Annotated in this window: 22 protein-coding genes; 6 read left to right on the top strand and 16 right to left on the bottom strand. The window is 45.6% G+C overall.

The genetic code is table 11. The annotated features are described in order from the left end of the window. Nucleotides 1–742 precede the first annotated feature (742 nt). The 5 genes from GC098_RS22060 to GC098_RS22040 form a co-directional block, all read right to left on the bottom strand. On the bottom strand, nt 743–2,116 hold the full coding sequence (locus GC098_RS22060) for a GTP pyrophosphokinase (RefSeq protein WP_171645372.1): 1,374 nt from the start codon (nt 2,114–2,116) through the stop codon (nt 743–745). Between the two features lie 213 nt (nt 2,117–2,329). Continuing rightward, nucleotides 2,330–3,751 (bottom strand): 23S rRNA (uracil(1939)-C(5))-methyltransferase RlmD, encoded by a 1,422-nt coding sequence (gene rlmD, locus GC098_RS22055; protein WP_246358812.1) that lies wholly within the window; start codon nt 3,749–3,751, stop codon nt 2,330–2,332. A 232-nt stretch (nt 3,752–3,983) separates the two neighbouring features. Next, entirely contained in the window at nt 3,984–4,979 is a 996-nt protein-coding gene (locus GC098_RS22050) for a diacylglycerol kinase (RefSeq protein WP_376773926.1), read from the bottom strand. 7 nt (nt 4,980–4,986) lie between these two features. Beyond that, a complete protein-coding gene (locus tag GC098_RS22045; protein ID WP_171645435.1) occupies nt 4,987–5,766 on the bottom strand; it encodes a sirohydrochlorin chelatase in 780 nt (259 codons plus the stop codon). Nucleotides 5,767–5,917: 151 nt separating this feature from the next. Then, a complete protein-coding gene (locus GC098_RS22040; RefSeq protein WP_029198698.1) occupies nt 5,918–6,208 on the bottom strand; it encodes a YerC/YecD family TrpR-related protein in 291 nt (96 codons plus the stop codon). A 240-nt stretch (nt 6,209–6,448) separates the two neighbouring features. On the opposite strand from GC098_RS22040, the gene GC098_RS39595 reads away from it, so the two are divergent. Then, a complete protein-coding gene (locus GC098_RS39595; protein ID WP_216625376.1) occupies nt 6,449–7,054 on the top strand; it encodes an aminotransferase in 606 nt (201 codons plus the stop codon). 32 nt (nt 7,055–7,086) lie between these two features. Here GC098_RS39595 and GC098_RS22030 read toward each other — a convergent pair whose 3' ends face one another. From GC098_RS22030 to GC098_RS22020, 3 genes are read right to left on the bottom strand one after another with little or no spacing between them, the layout of a single operon-like run. Continuing rightward, the gene (locus GC098_RS22030; RefSeq protein ID WP_171645370.1) at nt 7,087–7,461 is read right to left on the bottom strand and encodes an Asp23/Gls24 family envelope stress response protein; all 375 of its coding nucleotides are present in this window, start codon (nt 7,459–7,461) and stop codon (nt 7,087–7,089) included. 5 nt (nt 7,462–7,466) lie between these two features. Then, nucleotides 7,467–8,039 carry a hypothetical protein gene (locus GC098_RS22025; RefSeq protein WP_171645369.1) on the bottom strand — a complete coding sequence of 191 codons (573 nt, stop codon included), beginning with the start codon at nt 8,037–8,039 and terminating at the stop codon, nt 7,467–7,469. A 32-nt stretch (nt 8,040–8,071) separates the two neighbouring features. After that, nucleotides 8,072–8,668 carry a hypothetical protein gene (locus tag GC098_RS22020; RefSeq protein WP_171645368.1) on the bottom strand — a complete coding sequence of 199 codons (597 nt, stop codon included), beginning with the start codon at nt 8,666–8,668 and terminating at the stop codon, nt 8,072–8,074. A gap of 191 nt (nt 8,669–8,859) precedes the next feature. On the opposite strand from GC098_RS22020, the gene GC098_RS22015 reads away from it, so the two are divergent. Together GC098_RS22015 and GC098_RS22010 are read left to right on the top strand one after the other, a co-directional pair. Beyond that, complete coding sequence (locus tag GC098_RS22015; protein ID WP_056829088.1) at nt 8,860–9,186, top strand: ArsR/SmtB family transcription factor; 327 nt, start codon at nt 8,860–8,862, stop codon at nt 9,184–9,186. A 158-nt stretch (nt 9,187–9,344) separates the two neighbouring features. Next, on the top strand, nt 9,345–11,063 hold the full coding sequence (locus tag GC098_RS22010; protein WP_171645367.1) for a SulP family inorganic anion transporter: 1,719 nt from the start codon (nt 9,345–9,347) through the stop codon (nt 11,061–11,063). 79 nt (nt 11,064–11,142) lie between these two features. On the opposite strand, the gene GC098_RS22005 is transcribed toward GC098_RS22010, so the two are convergent. Next, a complete protein-coding gene (locus tag GC098_RS22005) occupies nt 11,143–11,961 on the bottom strand; it encodes a DUF3048 domain-containing protein (RefSeq protein ID WP_246358811.1) in 819 nt (272 codons plus the stop codon). Here GC098_RS22005 and GC098_RS40180 point away from each other — a divergent pair. Both GC098_RS40180 and GC098_RS22000 read left to right on the top strand, forming a co-directional pair. Beyond that, complete coding sequence (locus GC098_RS40180) at nt 11,960–12,364, top strand: hypothetical protein (protein ID WP_246358810.1); 405 nt, start codon at nt 11,960–11,962, stop codon at nt 12,362–12,364. The genes GC098_RS22005 and GC098_RS40180 overlap by 2 nt on opposite strands. Before the next feature lie 279 nt (nt 12,365–12,643). Further along, nucleotides 12,644–13,057 (top strand): thiol-disulfide oxidoreductase DCC family protein, encoded by a 414-nt coding sequence (locus GC098_RS22000; RefSeq protein ID WP_171645365.1) that lies wholly within the window; start codon nt 12,644–12,646, stop codon nt 13,055–13,057. Between the two features lie 8 nt (nt 13,058–13,065). Here the strand turns inward: GC098_RS22000 and GC098_RS21995 are convergent, their stop codons facing one another. After that, entirely contained in the window at nt 13,066–13,851 is a 786-nt protein-coding gene (locus tag GC098_RS21995) for a DODA-type extradiol aromatic ring-opening family dioxygenase (RefSeq protein ID WP_171645364.1), read from the bottom strand. Nucleotides 13,852–13,972: 121 nt separating this feature from the next. After that, nucleotides 13,973–14,890 (bottom strand): N-acetylmuramoyl-L-alanine amidase family protein, encoded by a 918-nt coding sequence (locus GC098_RS21990; protein ID WP_171645363.1) that lies wholly within the window; start codon nt 14,888–14,890, stop codon nt 13,973–13,975. A 97-nt stretch (nt 14,891–14,987) separates the two neighbouring features. On the opposite strand from GC098_RS21990, the gene GC098_RS40885 reads away from it, so the two are divergent. After that, nucleotides 14,988–15,116, top strand: coding sequence for a hypothetical protein (locus tag GC098_RS40885; RefSeq protein WP_281367107.1), 129 nt, complete (start codon nt 14,988–14,990; stop codon nt 15,114–15,116). A 20-nt stretch (nt 15,117–15,136) separates the two neighbouring features. On the opposite strand, the gene GC098_RS21985 is transcribed toward GC098_RS40885, so the two are convergent. From GC098_RS21985 to GC098_RS21965, 5 genes are all read right to left on the bottom strand, one after another. Next, nucleotides 15,137–17,185, bottom strand: coding sequence for a methyl-accepting chemotaxis protein (locus GC098_RS21985; RefSeq protein WP_246358808.1), 2,049 nt, complete (start codon nt 17,183–17,185; stop codon nt 15,137–15,139). A 222-nt stretch (nt 17,186–17,407) separates the two neighbouring features. Then, the gene (locus tag GC098_RS21980) at nt 17,408–18,688 is read right to left on the bottom strand and encodes a CehA/McbA family metallohydrolase (RefSeq protein ID WP_171645362.1); all 1,281 of its coding nucleotides are present in this window, start codon (nt 18,686–18,688) and stop codon (nt 17,408–17,410) included. Between the two features lie 27 nt (nt 18,689–18,715). Then, a complete protein-coding gene (locus GC098_RS21975; RefSeq protein ID WP_246358806.1) occupies nt 18,716–19,495 on the bottom strand; it encodes an endonuclease/exonuclease/phosphatase family protein in 780 nt (259 codons plus the stop codon). A gap of 36 nt (nt 19,496–19,531) precedes the next feature. Beyond that, entirely contained in the window at nt 19,532–20,416 is an 885-nt protein-coding gene (locus GC098_RS21970; protein WP_171645433.1) for a carbohydrate ABC transporter permease, read from the bottom strand. Nucleotides 20,417–20,434: 18 nt separating this feature from the next. Then, complete coding sequence (locus tag GC098_RS21965) at nt 20,435–21,325, bottom strand: ABC transporter permease (RefSeq protein ID WP_171645360.1); 891 nt, start codon at nt 21,323–21,325, stop codon at nt 20,435–20,437. Nucleotides 21,326–21,350 lie beyond the last annotated feature (25 nt).

Raw genomic sequence — 21,350 nt, 5'->3', positions numbered from 1 at the left:
GTTACAGTTAAATGTATATTTCGCCTCAAAAATACTTAAATTATAACATAAAGTATTGTAATTCTGAGTTTATATGCCATTTAATCGTAAAAATTCAACTAATTCACTAACTGTCCAAATCTTCAAGCAATTATCGGGTTGCTACGACGACCCTTTTTCACGTTCTTAGAAAAGAATAGCCGATTTCAGTATAGTTCTTGTTGTAAAATTTTAACGAGTACGTTACAAAAAACTTTTATTTGGTTGAAATATTGAACATAAATTGAGGACGTGCACATGCACGTCCTCAATCCGTCCCCAAACCTATTAGTTACTCACCCAAAATCCTTATAAATCAATAGACAAACAGTCTCAATATGACCTGTGTGCGGGTCAATACAGTCTTACGATCTACTCTGTTATAGTACGCTGAACCCTTGATATAACTACATTTCCCGTGTTCGCGTTTCGTTTTTATCACCAGTTTTACACCAATTCTTAGCCACTCTTTCTTTAACTTCTTGTGGTCTGAAAAGCCCGTTATTCCTTGGCTATCAGCGTAAATCTACCAAGCGGCCCTTGTCCTCGGTATGAAACGCTTCAAATGTTCAATGGTATACCGAGCATCTGGGATTTCATATTGTTCATGAGCTTCTTCAAGACAATATAAACCCAGACGAACCGCTCCGTATTCCAAACATGTAAGCGAAATGAGGAAACTCTACCATATCATCTGCACTTTCTACGTCTCACGATATGCCCATTACGTGAGCTTTGATAATAATTTTGAACCGGTCATTTCCAGGTAAACTTCATGTTCCTTCTCCCATTGCTGGTATGAATCGATGTTTCTAATGATCAAATCAATAGTGTTGTTTACAACATGCTTGATTACTTCAATGCTACGGTCATATATCAATGTAATGGAATCAATTTGCGTAAAACAGTACGCTACTTCCTTCATAAGCAAGTTCGCAATGTAACCTGCTTCTTCACTATTAAATTTTGAACGCAATTTCACAAAGTTGATATTCTCTTCCAACAAATTCTTGAAAAATCCAACAAAATTCTCAAAGTCCTCCGCATTATTGCCTAGTTCTATTTCAAATAAAACTCGAAAGAATAAGTTCCAATTAAAATCACAATTGATGGACTTTAAAATTGTGCTGCTGATCATATTGCTAAATTCATCTTGAAAATATATATCCTTCTCAAATGTTATTTCACTAGTAAAGCTAACATGATTCCGACTGACATCATTCAACCTATTCAATGTTTTAACTAATGTTCCACTGTAGTCTCCTAGTTCTTCCGCATTATTAGATCGGAAAATATATTTCATGATCGTATCACTGGATTCTTTAAAATCCACGATAAGACCAATGTTATTTTCCATTTTTAATGAATAAATATCATAAATAATCTTTGACAGCAGCTTCTGGATCTGCCGTTTCCGATTGGCGGGATTAATCGAATTTAGTTTATTGATTTGATTATCTACTGCCTGTAGTTGACTATCAATCATCAAGAGATTTTTCTTAATCGACGTCATTATGTTTTTTATAAATTCGTCTCCCAAGGTATAATTATTATTTTTGTAGATAACCTTGTGCTCAATCTCTCCCCAGAATATATCCACGAGAGATTTAATTTGCAATTCAAAGTTGATCTTTTTACCCTCATATTGGCAACACCCGTCTATCCTGAATACTTCAAAGCCATTTTTTTGCCGTTGAGGTTGTTCTCCTGCCAACTTTAATTTTATGTTTTTATTCGTGGAATTGTAAAAATACCCATCTTCATCTTGTTCATGAAAATGTTTTTTTAGTAGCTCACATATTTCTTTTTCATCTTCAATAAATCTGCATTCAATTCGTATCCCGATTAAATCTGACAGATTCGAAATCAGTTGCTGTGGAGATGTGTATTTTTTATAGTAGCCATTTCGAAGGATTTTTTCTTTTAGACTTGATGTAGATTTGACTCTGGAATTAACGTTCAAAGACCCTTCATTATAATCTTCTAATACTTTTTCAAAATATAACCGTATATCTCTGCTTGCTGCATTCAACTCATTTCTGGAATCCTCCAGATACTCTGTAACATTCTCTATAAAATTGAACAATTTTAATTCCATAAAGCCTCCTCTGTATGATTAATCATGACAAGCCTAAAGCTTCCCGCTGAATTAAAATCAGGATACCATCCTGCATCGATGGATGCAAAAGCAAAAGTCGTGTCTGATAAACGTATCTCCTGAGAGTCATTTCGCTTCTATCAGGAAACAAAATGATTAAGAAATGACCCTTCCATACATTTTGGAAGGGTCTAGACACCGATGCATCTTGCTTTAATTTTTCCTCACCAACAGTGAACAGCACTCCACATGAATCGTATGCGGAAACATATCCACCGGCGTCACCTCCGCGACGCCGTAACCGCCATCGACGAGCACGCGCAAGTCGCGCGCGAGTGTCGATGCGCTGCACGACACATAGACGACGCGCCGCGGCTGCAGCTCGAGGATCGTCGCCAGCAGCGCCGGGTCGCAGCCCTTGCGCGGCGGGTCCACCACAATCACGTCGGGCCGAACGCCCTGACGTGTCCACTCGGGGAGGACCACTTCCGCTGGGCCTGCCTCGAAGTGCACGTTCGTCATGCCGTTTAATTCGGCATTCTTCCGTGCATCCGCGATCGCCTCCTCGACGATCTCAACCCCGTACACCTGTCCCGCCTTCTGGGCGAGGAACAGGGAGATCGTTCCGATGCCGCAATAGGCATCGACAACCGTCTCGCCGCCAGTCAGCGCGGCGTACTCCAGTGCCTTCCCGTACAAGACTTCCGTCTGCACCGGGTTCACTTGATAGAAAGATCGCGCGGAAATTGCAAATTTCACATCGCCGATATAGTCATAGATGACCTCGCTGCCCCACAGGACGCGAGTCTCATCCCCAAAAATAACATTTGTCTGTTTCACATTAATGTTATGGCAAATGCTCTTCACGCCGGGCAGCGCAGCCCGAATGCCAGCAACCCACTCGGCAACACGAGGAATCTCGGTGCCATTCGTAACTAAGACGACCATGATCTCTCCCGTACGGAAGCCGACTTTGACTACGACGTGGCGCAGCAGTCCGTCATTACGCTCTTCATTATAAGCGCGAATTCCGAGACGCGCGCCGATCTCTTTCACACGAGCAACGACTTCGTCGTTCGACTCATGTTGGATCAAACATTCATCCATATTGATGATGCGATGGCTTCCCTGCGCATAAAATCCGCCGATGAGGCCGCCCTGCTCTTCACCAAAAGGAACCTGCGCCTTGTTCCGATACCGCCACGGATCGGCCATCCCGAGCGTAGGATGAACAACAATCCCTTCATCTGAAGCACCAGCATCAGGATGACCTATTGTTGGCTCCCCCACAACCTGCAGCTTCCCAATCCGCTGCAAATTATCCACAACCTGCTGGCGCTTTACACGAAGCTGCGCATCATAGCTCAAATGCTGCAGCTGACAGCCGCCACATTCCTCATATATCCCACAATCCGGAACAATCCGATCCGGACTCACTTCCAGCACTTCCACAAGCGCAGCATAACCATACTGCTTCTTCAAATGCTCGACCCGAACAAGCGCACGCTCACCAGGCAGCGCACCAGCGACAAAAAGGGTAAAGCCGTTGACACGGCCTACCCCTTCGCCATCATGGCTGATCCCAATGATCTCAGCCTCATATTGCTGCCCAATCTGCACTGGCAGATCAGCCATCCAAGCCGGAGCCGACTTCGCGACGGAATTCCCTATCTTGCCAGAATTCCCTGTCCTTCCAGTCCTTCCGGAATTTCCTGTCTTCGCTGTCTTTCCAAAATCCCCAGTTCCTCTATGTTTACCTGACACTGAGCCAGAACTACCTTTTGCTCTCATAATACCCTCACTTTACTCAATCCCTGTTTCTTAATCTATCTGAGCCGGGCGCAGCACGCAGGGGGTAACTTCTTCCCTATTCTAGCTTCTCCTGCTCCTCATCCCCATGACCATGCCCATTCCCTCTCAAATGAAAAGGCGTGGTCAACGTTTCTAAAAACGTCTTCTTATAAATCGACTGCCCCGACTCATCCACAATAATCTGCAAATGACTCTTCAAATTCGTCATCACACAAGGCAGTGTGCCCCCGAACTCCCCATCCAGATTCAACTGGACGTAGTCCGGCGAATTAATCTCGATGTGATTCGTTTGAAAATAAATCAGATTCGGATCGCTCAAATGTTCGCCGCGCAGTGCGAGCGTAACTACTCTTATAAACTCAGCAAGATTACACTTGCGCAGAATCAGCACATCGAACAAGCCATCATTCATACTCGCTTCCGGAGCCAGCTTCTCGAAGCCGCCGACGGAGTTAGAGTTGCCTACGAGGAACATCATGACTTCCTCATGAAATTCCACTTCGCCTGCCTTGACGTACAGCTCAATCGGCTTTAGCCTAGGCAACTTCTCCAGTCCCTTCATATAATAGGCCAACTGGCCGATCATGGTCTTGAGCTTGCTTGGGACTTCGTACGTCAGCTCGGTCATCGAGCCGCCGCCAGCGATATTAATGAAGTAACGGTTGTTGATTTTGCCTACATCGATGTCGGTTGTGTACTGCTGAACGATCAGGTCGCAGGCGTACTCCAAATTCTTAGGAATGCCTAGCGCCCTGGCAAAATCGTTGGTCGTTCCCAGCGGCAAAATGCCAAGCGGGGGCCTGCCCTCCCTCTCGGCCATGCCGTTGACGACTTCGCAGAGGGTGCCGTCTCCACCTGCGGCAATAATTAGATCAAAGCCTCGGCTAACGGCGTGTGCCGCTGCGAGTGTTGCGTCGCCTTCACCGATGGTAGCGTGAGTGGATGTTTCGAAACCACCGCGCTCCAGGCGCTGAAGTATTTCTGGCAAACGCTTTTTCATTTCTTCCCGGCCAGAAGTCGGATTATAGATCAGTCTTGCTCTTTTGACCACCATCGTCTCAATCACCTGTTTCGCCTTCTGCGATTTCTGAAGCAATCTGCTTCTCGATCCATTTGGAAATTAGCGGACTAGGCAGCAGCGCCCGTCCATTGTACCGATATTCGAACCCTTCCATGCGGGAAGGGATGACTTGCGTCGTGAAATAGCCTTCACTTAGAAAAAGTGGCGCAACGACGACGGCATGGTCAGGCTTCTTCTGAGCCCACCCTGTCATCTTCTGTTTCACTTGATCTGGCAAAAGCATAGCGACATCCGCCTCGTCATAGCCGCCTAACACTTTTAACCGCTCTGCGAGCAGCTCTAAGCCTTGGCGCCACTTGAGATGGAAGCCCTTCTCTTTACTTCCGTGACCGATGAGCAAGACGATTTCCTGACCTGGCGATTCGGAAAGCTCTTTGATTTTCGCATAAATAATCTCAGCAATAACGGGGTCGTCATCAATTGGTGATGTGAAATGAATGCGCGCCTTGATATCAAAAGGTTCCATATCTGTCTCGAGCAGTGGCTGTTCAATCACACCTAGGGCGTAGCTGATTTCATCAATATGTGTACTCCCAGAGGACACGAACAGTGGAACGACGATAATATCCGTCACGCCTTGCGCCTCTAAACTGTAAATACCATCTTGAATTAATCGGCCCTCCACCAACTCTAAATAAGAAGCGTAGATCGGAACATTCATCGGCATCTTGACGGCAGACACCGCATCATCGACCAGCTGAACCCAGCCCTCATCACGAGAGCCATGGCTTATGACTAGTACACCATACTCACTCATTTTGTTTTCCCCACCCGTTCTAACCATGCCTATAAATCCTATGCTAACGAATGTGTTCACACATGTCAATTGACCTGCAAATAAACAGGAAAAATCCCGCATTACGCAAGTAACGCAGGATCTTGAATTCTTTTTCGAACAAGCGACTTCATTAACGACCTAAACGATCCAGCGTCAGCACATAGCCGTCGTTTCCGTAGTTCAGGCATCTTTTGACACGAGAAATGGTTGCTGTTGATGCGCCCGTCTCGGCTTCGATCTGGTTATAGGTACAGCCCTTGCGCAGCATGCGAGCAACCTCAAGGCGTTGGGAAAGCGATTGAATCTCGTTCACGGTGCATAAGTCGTCAAAAAAGACATAGCACTCTTCAATATCTTTGAGCGTCAGCACGGCTTCAAAAAGCTGGTCTATTGCTTTATCATTTAATTTTTTTAATTGCATAGGTTGTCAACTCCCGGTAGAAAAGCATGTTAGCTTATAAGATCTGTTTAAGCTCCTGTGTATCATTCGACACGTTACGAATAAATCCTTCCTTTAGGATTGCGAAACGTTAAAATTTCTATGCGTTAATGAGGTGAATTGTGACATTTAACTAGACCCGTGACATTCGTCCATACCAACGGTAGGCAAGTGACATATCCTGTAGGAGACAAATCTGATAAAAAAGGATCGTGAATCCTAGTGAGCAACCAAAGACAAATCATTGGAAATGGCGGTAATCGTCCTGAGGTGTATACAAGAAGCTTAACTTTACCTCCGCAAATTGGTGATGGCGGCTTCGGGCAATATCCGGGCTTAGGCGGTGGCAGTAATCTGTTTTCACAAGGCGGAGGAGGATTTCCTACTCCTTTCGAAGGAGGCGGTAATGCTGGTGGCGGATTTTTTGGTGGTGGTGGTGGAAATCCTAGCGGCGCAGGTGGTGGCGGCGGTGGCGGTTTCCTTAGCAACCTCTTAGGAGGTGGCGGTGGTGGAGCTGCAGGTGGTGCCTCGTCTAACCCACTGAGCGGCTTGAATTTGAAGCAAATCTCCGGCTTCGTTGAACGTATGGGTGGTATTGACGGCATCCTCGGCACAATGGGCAAGGTCCAGAAGTTCATGAGCACCTTTCAACAAATGGCTCCTATGGTGAAAACCATTTTGAGTTCGATTGGCAAAGGAAAAATGAATTCATCGGCTGATTTGGAAGATATAATTAGACCCAAACGCAAACGCCGGAAGAAATCAAGCTCAGGCCCTAGAAGAAAAGGAGCTTCCAAAACCTCCTTAACCAAACGCAAACGCCGATAAGATGATCGAAAAATGAGCAGACTGCGAACTGCTCATTTTTCTTTATATAACAGGTCCAATTCTTTCTTAACTGCTAGACTCTCTACCTTTACGTTTACTTCCGCAACTCGAAGTCCCGTCATGTTTTCCACAGCTTCCCTAACGTTTTCTTGAAGATCCCGGCATACGTCCTGAATCATAGTGCCGTAATTGACGATGACACGTAGATCGATCGCGGCTTCCGACTCCATAACCTCGACAAACACGCCTTTTTTCGCATTTTTTCCGCTCATGCGCTTAGTAAGGCCTTCGGAGATGCCGCCTGACATAGAAGCAATCCCAGGTGTATCTAGGGCGGCGAGCCCAGCTATTGTAGAAATAACATCGTCAGATATACGTATAATTCCGGATTGCGCTTTCTCGAACATATGAATCACTCCCACTTACTTGATGTATATTCTTCGATCCCCTTTTCCAACTGCTGACGATAAGTTTCAAGAGCTTTGTGAAATCGGTAAAACTCGCTCGATAATGCTCCTAAATTACTTTTAATAATAGCCCTTTTATCTGGACTTTCCCCGTCAAACAGAAGATCCAAGTTACTATCGATTCTTTCTCTTAAAACAAACATATAACCTTGTTCAGGATAATTTTCAGATAATATTTTTAAATCCTCTGCAAGTTCGTAGCTAAGAAAACGAAGGTCTCGTTTTACTAAAGTTTTTTGAAATTCAAAATAATCTGGCGTATAGTCTTCCCGATAATCCCGCCCAGGCACTTGTTTCCAAAATGAATACCATTCTTCAAGAAGATCTACTTCATAAAGAAAGTACCTGAGAAATCCACATAACCATGCCGTACAACTCGTGTTGCGAACTCTACAACCACTTTTAAAGGATAAGTTTCTGCAGCCTTTACAGCATGATCCTCCATTAGCTATACAAATGTTACATAGTTGGTCTGATCCAACATCTCTTAAGTAATCAAGACCTTGCTCAATAACCATCTGTCTAGAAGTAGTAATCAGAATCCCTCCTCTTACACTTGAGTCGTTTTCTCTCCCCATTTGTGTAATTCAATGTTTTTTATGGCTTGCTGAAACTCATGAAAGTCTTTGATTAAATAATTGAGCCTCTTTATTAATGGAGTGGAGATATCTGAATTCCCAGCAAATTCAATCTCATCAATAAGCTCATCCAAATCACTAGCCAATACAATGAAATCGATATTATCCTTATCTCTACTCAACTTAAGTTTAAGATCATTCGCTAGCGCTTCGCCCAGTTCTCTCATCATAGGAACTTCAAGATGTGTCGTCATTTTCACCAACGGAGGGGTAAAATCCTGTCTAAAATCAATACCAGGAACTTCATCCCAAAATGTATGCCAATTTTTAATCAATCCTGCTTTGTAAAATAATAATTTTAAGTATCCGCATAACCAAGCGGTGCAGCTTGTATTTCTATTCTGACAGCCCACACGGTCTACTAAGTGATTACAACTGCGACAACAAGAACCGCCATTTTGAATGCACACTTTACAAATATGGTCTGCTCCTAATCCATTTAAATGTCGCATGCCATAGTCGATTAGATACCTTCTTGTAGCTATATACAATTCGTCACCAATGAGCATTCAGTCTCAACCCTTATATCATAGTTTCAAATAACGATATATTTGATTTTTTGAATATTTATAACTTATACTATAACTGAAAAGTATTTAAAAACGCAAAAGATTTTGAAACTTGCTTCCATGCTTTCCAGCTTGTGATATGATATTCTATATATTCAAATGTTCGAATATTTATAGTAGGGGAGAACGCTATGTATCAAGAAATACAGCATTTTAAAGCGGATTTTTTCAAGGCGTTAGCACACCCACTGCGGATAAGAATCCTTGAAGTTTTAGTCGAAGGCGACAAAAACGTTAATGAGATACAAACGATATTGGGCAGTGAAGGTTCTGCCGTTTCACAACAGTTAGCTGTATTAAGAAATAAAAACGTAGTCCGTGGGATTAAAGACGGAACCTCTGTTGTATACTCTCTAACAGACCCATTAATTAAAGACCTGCTAACGGTTACTAAGCAGATTTTTGACAATCATCTTGTGAATGCTATTTCAATGTTAGAAAATATAAAAAATCAGTAAGTCACAAAAAAGGAGTGAATCGGGTTGTTCGTATCGATTTGCTTCTTTTTTTGTTTCGCTTGTTGATCTAGAAAATATCAAATTGACACCAGATAATTTTAGATATATGATTTTATGTATATTCAAATAATCAGATATTTAGGTCGGTGGGATTCGATATGAAATTCTCTTTTAGTGGCAGATTCCAAGGCTATAATGGAAAAAAATTTCAAAAAGACTTGATTTCTGGTCTAATCGTAGGTATTGTCGCCATTCCATTAGGAATGGCGTTTGCAATTGCTTCAGGCGTAAAACCTGAATACGGGTTATATACGACGTTTGTAGCCGGCATACTAATCTCGTTATTGGGTGGTTCAAAGTTTCAAATTGGCGGTCCGACCGGAGCATTTATCCCCATTCTATTTGCGATTGTGATGCAATATGGGTACGAAAATTTGCTTATCGCAGGTTTTATGGCAGGCGTCATTCTGCTATTCATGGGGATTTTTAAATTAGGCGGTGTAATTAAATTTATTCCACGTCCTGTCACCATAGGTTTTACCACAGGAATTGCTGTTACCATCTTCACAGGACAAATTGCCAATTTCCTTGGATTGCATAATCTTGAGAAACATCAAGATTTTCTTGCCAATATGAAGGAATTAGGCATTCACATTTCAACAATCAATATGTACAGTGTCTTAACTGCTGTGATTTGTCTGGTACTTATCCTTCTGACACCAAAGCTGTTACCTCAAATTCCTGGCTCATTAGTGGGAATTTTGATTTCTACTGTTATAGCATCCCTATTCTATCCTGACAAAGTTGCAACCATCGGTTCAACCTACGGTGCAATTCCCAGCAGCTTGCCTAACATACACTTTCCTGCACTCTCCATTGAACTCATTCAATCTTTAATAAAACCCGCTTTTGTAATAGCCATGTTAGGTGGCATTGAATCCTTACTTTCAGCCGTAGTTGCTGACGGAATGTCAGGAAGCAGACATAACAGCAATCGTGAATTGATTGGTCAAGGTATCGCTAATATGATAACGCCATTGTTCGGGGGTATTCCTGCAACAGGGGCTATTGCACGAACCGCAACAAATATTAAAAGCGGAGCGGAGTCTCCCTTCTCTGGGGTCATTCACGGTATTGTCGTCTTGTTGGTTTTGATCTTATTTTCTCCTTATGCTTCGAACATTCCGCTAGCGAGTATGGCACCCATTTTAATGGTGGTTGCTTGGAATATGAGCGAACGCAGGGAGTTCGCGCATGTTTTAAAAACCAAAACTGCGGAGTCATTCGTTCTACTTATTACCTTTCTTCTTACTGTTTTTACAGATCTAACAACCGCTGTTGAGGTTGGATTAGTCTTGTCAGGTATCATTTTTGTGAAACATATGAGCGAACTTCTAATTACTGCAAAGGTCTTGCCCGACCCTTCCGATAAGAATGAAAAAGTAGCAGCACATATGGTTAATGAGCAGCATTATTGCCCTCAAATCAGTATCTACACCGTCGAAGGAGCTTTGTTCTTTGGGGTTGCAACGATGTTTGAGAAGTCCATTATGGACGAAATCCATTACAAACCCAAAGTGTTAATATTGAAAATGGGCAATGTTCCCTATATGGATACAACCGGGGAATCCAATTTATCAAGTATCGTCAAACACTTTAACAAGCACGGTGGCACCGTAATCATTTCCGAACTACAAAACCAACCACGCCAAATGCTGAAGAAAACAAGATTAGACGATATCATTGGGCAGGAACACTTTTTCGAAAAAACAGGTGACGCGGTTAGCTTTGCATTAGCAAAACTTAACCACTCTCAATGTCTTGGATGTAAGCATTTTGCGTTCCGTGAATGCCATCAACTATCAAGGTCAAAATAATTCCAAAAAAGCGCACGAGAAAGCCGCCACGTCTTGGTCCTAAACCCAAGCAGGGCGGCTTCTCTGCGCCTATCTATTGCTATTCCATTTTCACCGCTGTCCCCTCCGGTACGATCTGAACCCAAGTGTTGCCCGGCAGCAGCGGCACTTCCTTGCCACCCTCCGCATAGGCGCGAAGCATGCCATTTTTGCGTTCCCAAGTGATCTGCTGAGACTTGCCCTCTTGCAGGATAAGACCTTTACCGGGTCCGAATACGTCGACTTCACGGCGACCTTCTTTGTCCACAATCTTATGCTTGCTCTCAAGTACGAGCAGATTTTTGGTTTGCAGCTGTTTGCCCGTCTCCTTGTCGAGATGCGGCTTGCCCTCCATGCTGCGATTGTATACACCTTCAGCGGCATTGTATTCATAGGAAGCGAAATACCCTTGAATATAAGGAATTTGAATATAATTCACGGCTGCGCCGGTAAGTTGACTTTGACCCTCCTTGGCAAAAGTGAGCAGCGGCCCGTTCCATTCGGAGCGGAATTTGCGCGCCTCGGCGCCCTGCTTCATTTTATCCACAGAGGTATAGAGATTGTGCGGTGCCTTACGATCCGTCGCACGCCAGTAGTAGGCGCCATCGCCGTATACCTCATCGAGATGGGCCAGCTTGCGGCCTGCCATCATATCCATCGCTTCCTGACTCCAGCCGGCATGGACGATAACCGCATCGAGCGCGTCGCCGATCTCCACGAAATAAGGGCGAATGCTGCGCACGGGACCAATGGTCTTCGCTGCTTGGCTCTGGAAAACGGAGACGAATCTCGTAATCTCGCCCTCTGCGAGAATCTCATAGACGATGTCCGCTTGATCTAGGCCGGTTTGGGGCCTGGCTTGCGGGGCATTTTCGACCATGACCATGAAGGGCCGGCTCTTCACTTCTTTATCGGTAGGCAAACCCGTTAGCGGGAATTTGTACGGTTGCTCCGTCTCCACAGCTGTGGCAGCAGGCTTGGTAGCTGGCGATGCGGCGGCAGGTGTAGCTTCAGCGGCATTCGGGCTGGCGGGTGGTAAGGAAGCAGGCGTATCGCTGCAACCGACAATGGCTATGACAGAGCATCCTAGGACGAGCCAGGCGCTAAGGTTTTTTGGGCGGAATGAAGGCAATGATTTCAACAGATCTGCACCTCTTCTCTTAATCATTCTAGTAAATGTATATGCTAGTGAAGCGATAGGTAGAAGACTTTTTGTGCTAGTGGGTCAAAAGGTAGTTGGAGCCGCGACTGTGATTAGGTATAGTAGGGAGAGATATGCATGATGGACTAGGTTGCTGGGATGCTTCTTTGGGCGCGATGGACATGTTTAAACAAGTTAATGCATTTTGTGCATCAAATTCAGCTCAAAAAAGCGTTTTAAGCAGATTTGTTGCAAAACTACAGCTAATTTCTTCAAAAGAAGTTGATTTGGCTAAAATGGACCATTTTTGCTGCACTTTTTGCAGCTCCTACCTATATAGACGGTCTGACCACCGGAATTAGATGCACTTTTTGCATCAACCACTCAACTATTCCCTACTCGCCAAAAAGGAGGCTATTCCATGACCAAGCTCACCGATGACCAAGCCATCGTATTGTTCGACGGGGTCTGCAATCTGTGTAGTGGTGCTGTTCAGTTCATCCTACGGAACGACCCGAAGGGGATTTTCCGCTTCGCTTCTTTACAGTCGGATAGCGGCCAAAAGCTGCTTGAGCAGCACAAACTGCCTACGGATATCATCAGCACGATCGTCCTGATCGAGGGCGGCCGCTCCTATACCCGTTCGACCGCTGCGCTGCGCATTGCCCGGAGGCTGCGTGGTGCTTGGCCTCTGGCCTATGCCGCCATTATCATTCCCGCTCCGCTCAGGAATCTAGGCTATTCGTTCGTAGCGCGCAACCGCTATCGCTGGTTCGGCAAAGCCGAGCACTGCATGCTGCCGAAGCCTGAGTTCAAGGCGCGGTTCCTGGATTAGCAAGCCGCCTACGACTTCCTCATCCCGCCAAACATCCAACAACACAAGCTGAGCGTGCCCATCTGAAAGCTATGATGCAGCAGCTTCGCCCTGCGTGTAGTGTCAGCCGCACCTAGTGCAAGCAGCAAAGGCACAAAATGCTCCGGCGTCGGAACCGCCTCCCGCGCGTTAGGGGCTCTTTCGTCATATCGAACTAACGCATCCAAATTCCACGTCTCCAGCTGCTCCGCCAACCACTCATCGAATTCCACCGCCCACACCTGCGGCACAGGATTATTCTGATCTAGCCTGCGCAAATTGTGAACCGTCCCTCCGCTGCCGAGGATGAGAACATCCTCTTCCCGCAAGGGGCCTAATGCCGCACCGATGCGATAATGCTCTTCCGCCGTCAAACGCGGATTCACAGAGAGCGCCACCACCGGTATCTGCGCATCTGGATACATAATATGCAGCGGTGCCCATGCCCCGTGATCCAAGCCTCGCTCATCATCGAGCTCACAACGAATGCCCTCTTCCTGAAACAGCCGCTGTATATGTAAGCTTAGCGTCAAATCCCCTTTAGCTGGGTACTTAATGTCATAAAGCTTTTCTGAAAAACCCGAGAAATCATAAATCGTTTCCAGTTGAATCGCCGAGCTAATCTTCTGCACAGGACTTTCCCAATGTGCACTGAACAGCACGATAGCTTTAGGCGCGGGAATGCTCTTGGCCAGCTTCTGCAAAAACTCGGTGTAAGCATGCTGCTCGATCGCCAAACTCGGTGCTCCATGGGCAATGAAAAAAGATGGCAGCATGGCAGATCCCCCTTCTTCCTAAATGGTAACTTTTTACCAATATACTATACATTATACGCCTTTGGGCGCAAATAAAACCGCCCTCGATTGGGGCGGCTTCAATATTAACCTATTCTCTAGCTCATCGGCTTTTCAAAAACTGCTCAATCCCGTCTGCGATACCTAGGGCCAGCTTCTTCTGATATTCCGCTTCGGACATCAGCTCATCTTCTTCCGGATTGGTCATGAAGCCAAGCTCGACCAGCACAACCGGCACTTTGGACCAATTGAAGCCTGATAAGTCGCTGCGTGCTGATAGTCCTCTTCCAGCCGTGTCCGTTGCAGATTTCAAATGCTTTAGAATAAAGCTAGCTGCTTCATGGCTTTCTGCTGAGATGGGCTTCACCGCTGCTGAGCTAGCCGACGGATACAACACCGAAAACCCTTTGGTCTTCGGTGAACTATCGCCATCCGCATGAATGCGCACAGCCAGCGCTGCTCCTGCTTCATTCGCCATATCCGCGCGCTGCTTGTTGCTAATATCGACCTCATGCGACTCGCGGGTCATCGCAACTTCTATGCCGCGGCGGACCAGCTCGTCCTTGATCAGCTGTGAAACTTCCAGATTGAGCACATACTCCGGTTTTTTGGTTCGTACGCCGACCGTGCCAGAGCTGACCTTTGGTTTAGTTTCCCGCGTATCCGGACCTACTGACTCAGGAGCATTATTCCCATGACGCTGATGTCCGGGATCCAGCATGACGAGCCTTCCTTGTTTAGGTATGGCAGCGGTTTTGGAAGCCGCGGGCTCTGCTGTAGGCTTTGTTTTAGACTCAGCGGCAGGACTTTCCGCTACCGGCTGCATGGTCGCACTACTCGTGACCGCGGGCGTTTCCTTGCTTACAATGGGCGTTTCCTTGCTTACAATGGGCGATTCCTGCGGTATAGCCGGTCTATCCAATACTTGCGATGTACAACCAACCGCGACCAGAACACAGACCATCCATACAACAACACTCATGAAAGCCATCCACGGCTTTCGGTTTTTTGTTACCTTCACGGTTCTCCGCCTTTCATGTTGTTGCTTGCCCGATGCATGAAACCAACATCTCCTGCCAAAACTATCCTTAATCTAAAAAATTAGAGGAGGTACTCACATGAATACCCTCTGGAGCTTCATTTCTCACCACTGGTTATCGATTGCTTTAATCGTTGGTGTACTCGTTGCCTTTTGGTATGTGTACAAAAACAAGGACAAGTATATCAGGGGCACCGATGACAAATAACTTCGGACTGTCGATACTTATTATACCTTAAATACTTTGACGACCTCTTGGAGCTCGTCAGCCATTTTGGACAATGATTGAGATGCTGCGCTAACTTCTTCCATGGAAGCAAGCTGCTGCTCTGCTGCTGCGGCTATGCTGTGTGTGCTCTCTAGCGATTGACTGGAAATGGCACAAATTTGCTCGACAACCTCAACCATATGTTTCGAGTCGGATTGAATGAAGATAGCCGATTGAGACACTTCTTTCACATGTCCAAAAACATCCTCCACCGCTTGGAGAATAGCCAGAAATGCCGCCTTCGCACTTTCGCTCATTAAGGTTCCATCATTGACCGCTTGGGTACCCTTATTCATGGAATCTACCGCACTGTTAATTTCAGATTGGATGTCACCGATTAAACTGCGAATACGGTCCGCTGCTGTCGCGGATTGTTCTGCCAGCTTGCGAACTTCGGTCGCAACGACGGCGAAGCCCTTACCTTGCTCGCCAGCTCGTGCTGCTTCAATCGAGGCATTGAGCGCCAACAAGTTCGTCTGACTGGATAAAGATGTAATCAACGTGATCATTTCCCCGATTTGCAGCGATTTCCCGCTGAGCTCATCTACAATCATGGACGATTGCTCCATGTTGCGGTGAATGAGCTTCATTTGCTCCGTTACCTCGCCTACGGCTCTGTTCCCTTTTTCAGCTGTCTCGGCTGTTTTTTCTGTTGAATCATTTACCTTCTTAACGCCGTCCACAATCGATACAAGCCGCTTGGCGATATCGGTAACTGTCTTTTTCGACGTATCATTCATGTGACTTTGCTCATCGGCGCTTGAGGCTACCTGTTGGATGCAATCTGCAATCTGCTCCGTCGCTCTCGAAGTTTCCTCTGCGCTAGCCGATAATTGCTCGGACATAGAAGCCACGGTGTGCGTGTGCATCGAAATCGATCCAAGCATCGTACGAAGCCTCTGAATCATTTCATTGAAGGAATGCCCCATTTGTCCTAGCTCGTCACTTGTTTTGACTTCCATATGCTGCGTTAAATCACCTTCCGCAATGCGACCTGCCATCGCTTTGGCTTTTCGTATTAGGTTAATAAGGTATCGACTGAATAAAATAATCACAAGCACCATAATGACCAGCGCGATCAGGCCGCCTATGCCCAAAGAAACGACAAGCTTGTTCACAGGCTCGAGCAGCTCTTTCTCTGGCATAACGAGGGCAATTGTCCAGCCCGTTTCCGGTATCTTTTGATAATATATACGGTTAGTTCCCATGTCATCTGTAATGGTTGACTCGCCATTTGGCTGCGAAAGCAGCGTTGGCGCCAGCGCACTTATCGACGGGTTCGGGTCCTTATTCATACTGACCTTCATTACCTTGGACTTATCCGGCAGAGCTAGATAGTTCCCTTTGGCATCGACCATGAACGCCCAGCCTGTGCGGCCTACCTTCGTTTCTTCAACAAGCTTTTGCAAGCGAGCTAGGTTAAAATCGCCGGTGACAACAGCGAGAAATTGCTTCTTTTGATCATAGACTGGCACGCTCGCCGTCACCATGGTGACTTTCGTCGGTTCATCATAGTAAGGATCCGAGTACGCAACCGATTGCTTGGTGTCCTGAGCCACTTTGTACCAATCCCAGTGCGGATAATCGTAATCGGCTGCGTTATAGTCTTGCGTTAAGTTAATTTTATCCCCTTCTCGGAACGCGTAAGACGAAAAATATTTCGTTTTGGCATTGTACTTGAACGGTTCAAAGAAAATTCCTAAACCAAATGTGTCTTCACTCGTAGCCAAATCACTAGTTAATATTTTATTATAGTTGTCCAAAGTCAACTGGTTAGGCGCAAACTCCACCGTTCTGGCCAGCACTTCTCCCACTTTACGATGCACAACAAGCTTTCCATTAATGCTGCTGGTCACACTTTCTAGCTGTTGCTGCATTTTGAGCCCAATCTCGTTATTAATCAACCCTTTGCTTTTAACGTATGCGAACGCGACGATGCCAAACAGAGTAACAACAATTAGAGGAACAAGCAGCAGCATAAATTTACTTTGAATACTTTTTAGCTTCATTATCTTCATCGCCCCCACTTATTTCTTTGATTATAGATGATCACTAGAAATTCCATATTTTTTCGACAAACACCTCTAATTTTCGACATTATTTTAGTGAATTTATTGTTAAGGTCATTCCATGCTAATTGACCTTATTTAGATGTTTATTTATCGTGGTAAAAATAAAAAACACAGCCTTTTAACATGCAAAAGGTTGTGTTTCTGCTATCAAACTATTTACTAGTCAAAATAAATCGGGTTCGTTAACGCAGCCATAAGCGTCATGTTGACCTCATCGAAATGCCGCCATACTTCGGCGCGTACAAACGTTGTTCCCTCTGCGTCAAAATGGATGGAAAGCACCCCGTCTGAGGACACGAGTACTTCCTTTTCCAATCTGATGTTGCTGAACAGTTTGATCATATCTCCGGCCATCAAATCCTCGGCTTGCAAATACACTTCTCTGCTCCGCTCTCCTGCTGGAACGATGTCTCCAACCCGATAAGAGCCGCAGTTCAGCTCCACAAAAGGCCCGTTTGGCGCATAAGTAATCACCACATGACCCAGCCCAATGGCGCTCAAAATGCCGTCAACGGTTTTCTCAGAAGCGTACACCCATGTACATGGCATCGCATGCTTGACGTATGGATCCGGACGATGGGTATCGCTGCCGCCAACAGCAACAAGCCTTCTGCCGGAGACAAGTTGACTATGCCACCAATTCAGAGCCCGAACATTCCGCTCCGTAAAGGGGCCATTCCATACTTCTACCCAGTCGTGATCTACATTGAAATCCCATTCCCACGGGCAATACTCGCAGTGCGGATGATTGATCACGATTTTGGCTCCATTAGCGCGGGCTTCGGCAATCTTGGCATTGACGTCTTCTTGACCCTTCACCCGAAAATCACGGATCGGATCGGTAACACCCAAGAAATTGCTGTGTCCGAAATTCGTTGTAAACTCCATTCCCGGTATCATGACAACGCTTGTATGGCGCGGATAGGTCATGTTCTGGCTGACCGTATTGTGATCCGTCATGGCGATGAAATCACAGCCGAGTTCTTCCATCCTAGCCGCATTCTCTTCCAGCGTAAAAGTGCCGTCGCTGTTCACGCTGTGCGTATGTAGATCGCCTTTCAGCCAGCGAGGTATCTTATAAAGAAATTCGATAGTCACGGTTACGGAACAACCTTCGCTCGGAACTTTGTAGGCGTTATGCAGAACCGCCCAGTTTCCCGGTGTTAAATCACCCGATAAATAGCCGGGAGTTGATTGTTCCTGTCCGAGTCGAAATGCTTTGCGCGCTCCTCCGCTCCAGCCTCTTACTCTGGCGGTGTCCCTCAGGCCCAAGTCGATCACGGCCTTCTGTTCACCGTGTGATTCGATCACGTAATTGACTACAATTTCCTCAGCATGCTTGGGCATTTCAAAAGGTACTTCGATATAAGTGCTTTGCTCCGAATGAGCAATTCTTCTCGTAATTGTTGTAACTGAACGTATTCTTTCCACATGTTTCATCTGTCGCTCTCCTTGATCTGCTCCGTTTTAAGACAAACGCAAAGAAGCAATAATCGGATAATGATCCGATGGGTAGCCCCCTTCAACCTGCCTTCTATCGACAATCGTTTCCAGCAGTTCCACCTCGGGAGATACGAAAATATAATCAATTGGCGCCTCGTCTGCTCCACCTTTGAAGTCGTGTGCAGTTCGGCCCACATTTCCTTCTATAACGGTATAAGCGTCTTTTAGCCACCCTTTCGGACCTTCGTCCCCGTATTCCCCCCTCAAATAACGGATAGGCGGATAGCTCGGATGACTGTTCATGTCCCCCATTAAAATAACGGGTAAAGAAAGCTCGGACTTATGCGAACGAATATAATCCCAAATCACTTTAACGCCAGTTTCTCTAGCTTCTTGACTGTGATGATCCAAATGGGTGTTATACACGATAAATGCTTTCTGAGTGTGTTTGTCCAAGAATCGAACCCACGTGCACATTCTAGGGAACATGCTGTCCCAGCTTTTGGATGCCGTTACTTCAGGTGTTTCCGAAAGCCAGAAATGACCTCCCTCCAGCACCTCAAGCTCAGCCTTCTTATAAAAAATAGCGCAATGCTCATTTTCGTGTTCACCAAATCGGCCCATGCCGATCCAATTGTACGCATCCAGCTCCCCGTGAAGCTCGGTTAGCATATCATAATAGCCTTCCTGCGTGCCAACTAGAATAGGGTCGTGCTCTTGGATTGTACGGGAAACGCGCCTCACACGATGGGGCCATGCGTTGTCCCCATCCTTCGGCTCATTGTAACGTAAATTGAAAGTCATGACCTTCCACTCCATCGGATATGCACCTCTTTTTATCTATTCTTTTACCGAACCAAGCATAATGCCATGTATAAAATACTTTTGCAGAAACGGATAAACGATAAGAATCGGCACCATTGAAACCACGATTTTGGCAGCGTTGAGTGTCTTATCCGATACTTTCATCAGTAACTCAAGCTTAGTCGAATCAAGTTCCAACACGTTCTGGTTGACGACGAGCTGCTGAATATACGTTTGCAGCGGATAATTTTCCGCACTGCGCATAAAGATCATACCGTCAAAGAACGAATTCCAGTGACCGACAATACTGAATAAAGTGACCGTAGCCATCGCTGGCAGCGAAAGCGGCAAATAGACTTTGACCATCATATACCAAGGTCCCGCACCGTCCATGTAACCCGCATCGCTTAGCTCCTTCGGCAGGTTCCGGAAGAAGTTCATTAACAAAATAACGTTAAAAACCGGCACCGCACCCGGCAGTACCAGCGCCCAGATGGAGTTAAACATCCCTAATGATTTGACGGTCAAATATAACGGAATAATCCCGCCACTGAACAGCATCGTAAACAGCATGAACCACATATACACGTTCCGGTATGGGAATTCCTTGCTGCTTCTCGACAACGGGTACGCCATCATAACGGTCAATACGAAATTGATTCCCCCGCCCAGCAAAACCCGTTTGACGGAAACTAAGAACGCATTGAAAAAATGCGGTTCTTCCAAAATTTTACGATACGATTCCAAAGAAAAGCCAACCGGCCAAAACTTAACGAATCCCCCAGCCGCTGCCGCGTTGTCGCTAAACGAGACGGAGAACACGTGCACAACAGGCGCGAGCGACATGGCTGAAATGACTAGCATCACTAGGATTAGAGCTGCTTCGGTTATACGAGCCGAAATCGTCTTATTACGTACCACTGGCATTCACCTGCTTCATTAGAAAATTCTGTAATTCGCGTACGTATAGGCAACTCTGTAAGAAATAAAGATGAGAATGAATCCGATTGCTGACTTCAACAAACCGACGGCTGTAGCTAAGCCATATTGAGCCTGTACAAGTCCTACCCGGTACACATACGTATCGATAATATCTCCTGACTCGTAGACAAGGGGATTATACAAATTGAAAATTTGATCAAAACCTGCATTCAAAATATTGCCTATGCTCAAAGTAGCCAGCAAAACGACAGTAGGAACCAAGCTCGGCAGCGTAATATAATACAACTGTTTCAATCTATTAGCTCCGTCCATTTCGGCCGCTTCATAGAGGGACGGGTTAATGCCAGCTAGTGCAGCTAAATAAATAATGGCAGCAAATCCGAACTCTTTCCAAATGTCTGTACTAACGACAATGCCTGGAAACAAGCTGTTTTTGGCCATAAACATAATCGGCTCGAAACCTAACGCTTTCAACATATGGTTGATAATACCGTCTAACGACAACATATCCATCACAACACCAGCCAAGATAACCCATGAAATAAAATGAGGCAGGTACACAACCGTCTGCACCCATCTTTTGAAGATCCTGAATCTAATTTCATTGAGCAAAATGGCAAATGTAAGCGGAATGATAAGGTGCGCGATAATTTTACACACGGCAATAAATACCGTATTAAAGAAAATCACTTTACTGTCTCTCAGTTGAAACATGTACGTAAAATTTTCGAAGCCGATCCAGGGGGAGTCCCATATTCCCAATCCGATCTTGAAATCTTGGAACGCAATCGCGATTCCAAACATCGGTACGAGATGAAAAATAATGAGAAGCACGATACCCGGCAGGAGCATCAAATGGTAGTGCTTATAAAACGATTTTATGTTCATAAGTGATACACCTCTGTTCAAACTT

Origin of the sequence: Paenibacillus phytorum, from assembly GCF_013141715.1 — a bacterium.
Classification (GTDB): Bacteria; Bacillota; Bacilli; order Paenibacillales; family NBRC-103111; genus Paenibacillus_E; species Paenibacillus_E phytorum.
This window is presented reverse-complemented; position numbering and strand designations above follow the sequence as displayed.

Coding starts and splice junctions, on each gene's coding strand:
- GC098_RS22060 (WP_171645372.1), bottom strand. CDS start 2,116: ATGGAATTAAAATTGTTCAATTTTATAGAGAATGTTACAGAGTATCTG.
- rlmD (WP_246358812.1), bottom strand. CDS start 3,751: ATGGCTGATCTGCCAGTGCAGATTGGGCAGCAATATGAGGCTGAGATC.
- GC098_RS22045 (WP_171645435.1), bottom strand. CDS start 5,766: ATGAGTGAGTATGGTGTACTAGTCATAAGCCATGGCTCTCGTGATGAG.
- GC098_RS22040 (WP_029198698.1), bottom strand. CDS start 6,208: ATGCAATTAAAAAAATTAAATGATAAAGCAATAGACCAGCTTTTTGAA.
- GC098_RS22030 (WP_171645370.1), bottom strand. CDS start 7,461: ATGTTCGAGAAAGCGCAATCCGGAATTATACGTATATCTGACGATGTT.
- GC098_RS22025 (WP_171645369.1), bottom strand. CDS start 8,039: ATGGTTATTGAGCAAGGTCTTGATTACTTAAGAGATGTTGGATCAGAC.
- GC098_RS22020 (WP_171645368.1), bottom strand. CDS start 8,668: ATGCTCATTGGTGACGAATTGTATATAGCTACAAGAAGGTATCTAATC.
- GC098_RS22015 (WP_056829088.1), top strand. CDS start 8,860: ATGTATCAAGAAATACAGCATTTTAAAGCGGATTTTTTCAAGGCGTTA.
- GC098_RS22010 (WP_171645367.1), top strand. CDS start 9,345: ATGAAATTCTCTTTTAGTGGCAGATTCCAAGGCTATAATGGAAAAAAA.
- GC098_RS40180 (WP_246358810.1), top strand. CDS start 11,960: ATGACCATGAAGGGCCGGCTCTTCACTTCTTTATCGGTAGGCAAACCC.
- GC098_RS22005 (WP_246358811.1), bottom strand. CDS start 11,961: ATGGTCGAAAATGCCCCGCAAGCCAGGCCCCAAACCGGCCTAGATCAA.
- GC098_RS22000 (WP_171645365.1), top strand. CDS start 12,644: ATGACCAAGCTCACCGATGACCAAGCCATCGTATTGTTCGACGGGGTC.
- GC098_RS21995 (WP_171645364.1), bottom strand. CDS start 13,851: ATGCTGCCATCTTTTTTCATTGCCCATGGAGCACCGAGTTTGGCGATC.
- GC098_RS40885 (WP_281367107.1), top strand. CDS start 14,988: ATGAATACCCTCTGGAGCTTCATTTCTCACCACTGGTTATCGATTGCT.
- GC098_RS21985 (WP_246358808.1), bottom strand. CDS start 17,185: ATGAAGCTAAAAAGTATTCAAAGTAAATTTATGCTGCTGCTTGTTCCT.
- GC098_RS21980 (WP_171645362.1), bottom strand. CDS start 18,688: ATGAAACATGTGGAAAGAATACGTTCAGTTACAACAATTACGAGAAGA.
- GC098_RS21975 (WP_246358806.1), bottom strand. CDS start 19,495: ATGACTTTCAATTTACGTTACAATGAGCCGAAGGATGGGGACAACGCA.
- GC098_RS21965 (WP_171645360.1), bottom strand. CDS start 21,325: ATGAACATAAAATCGTTTTATAAGCACTACCATTTGATGCTCCTGCCG.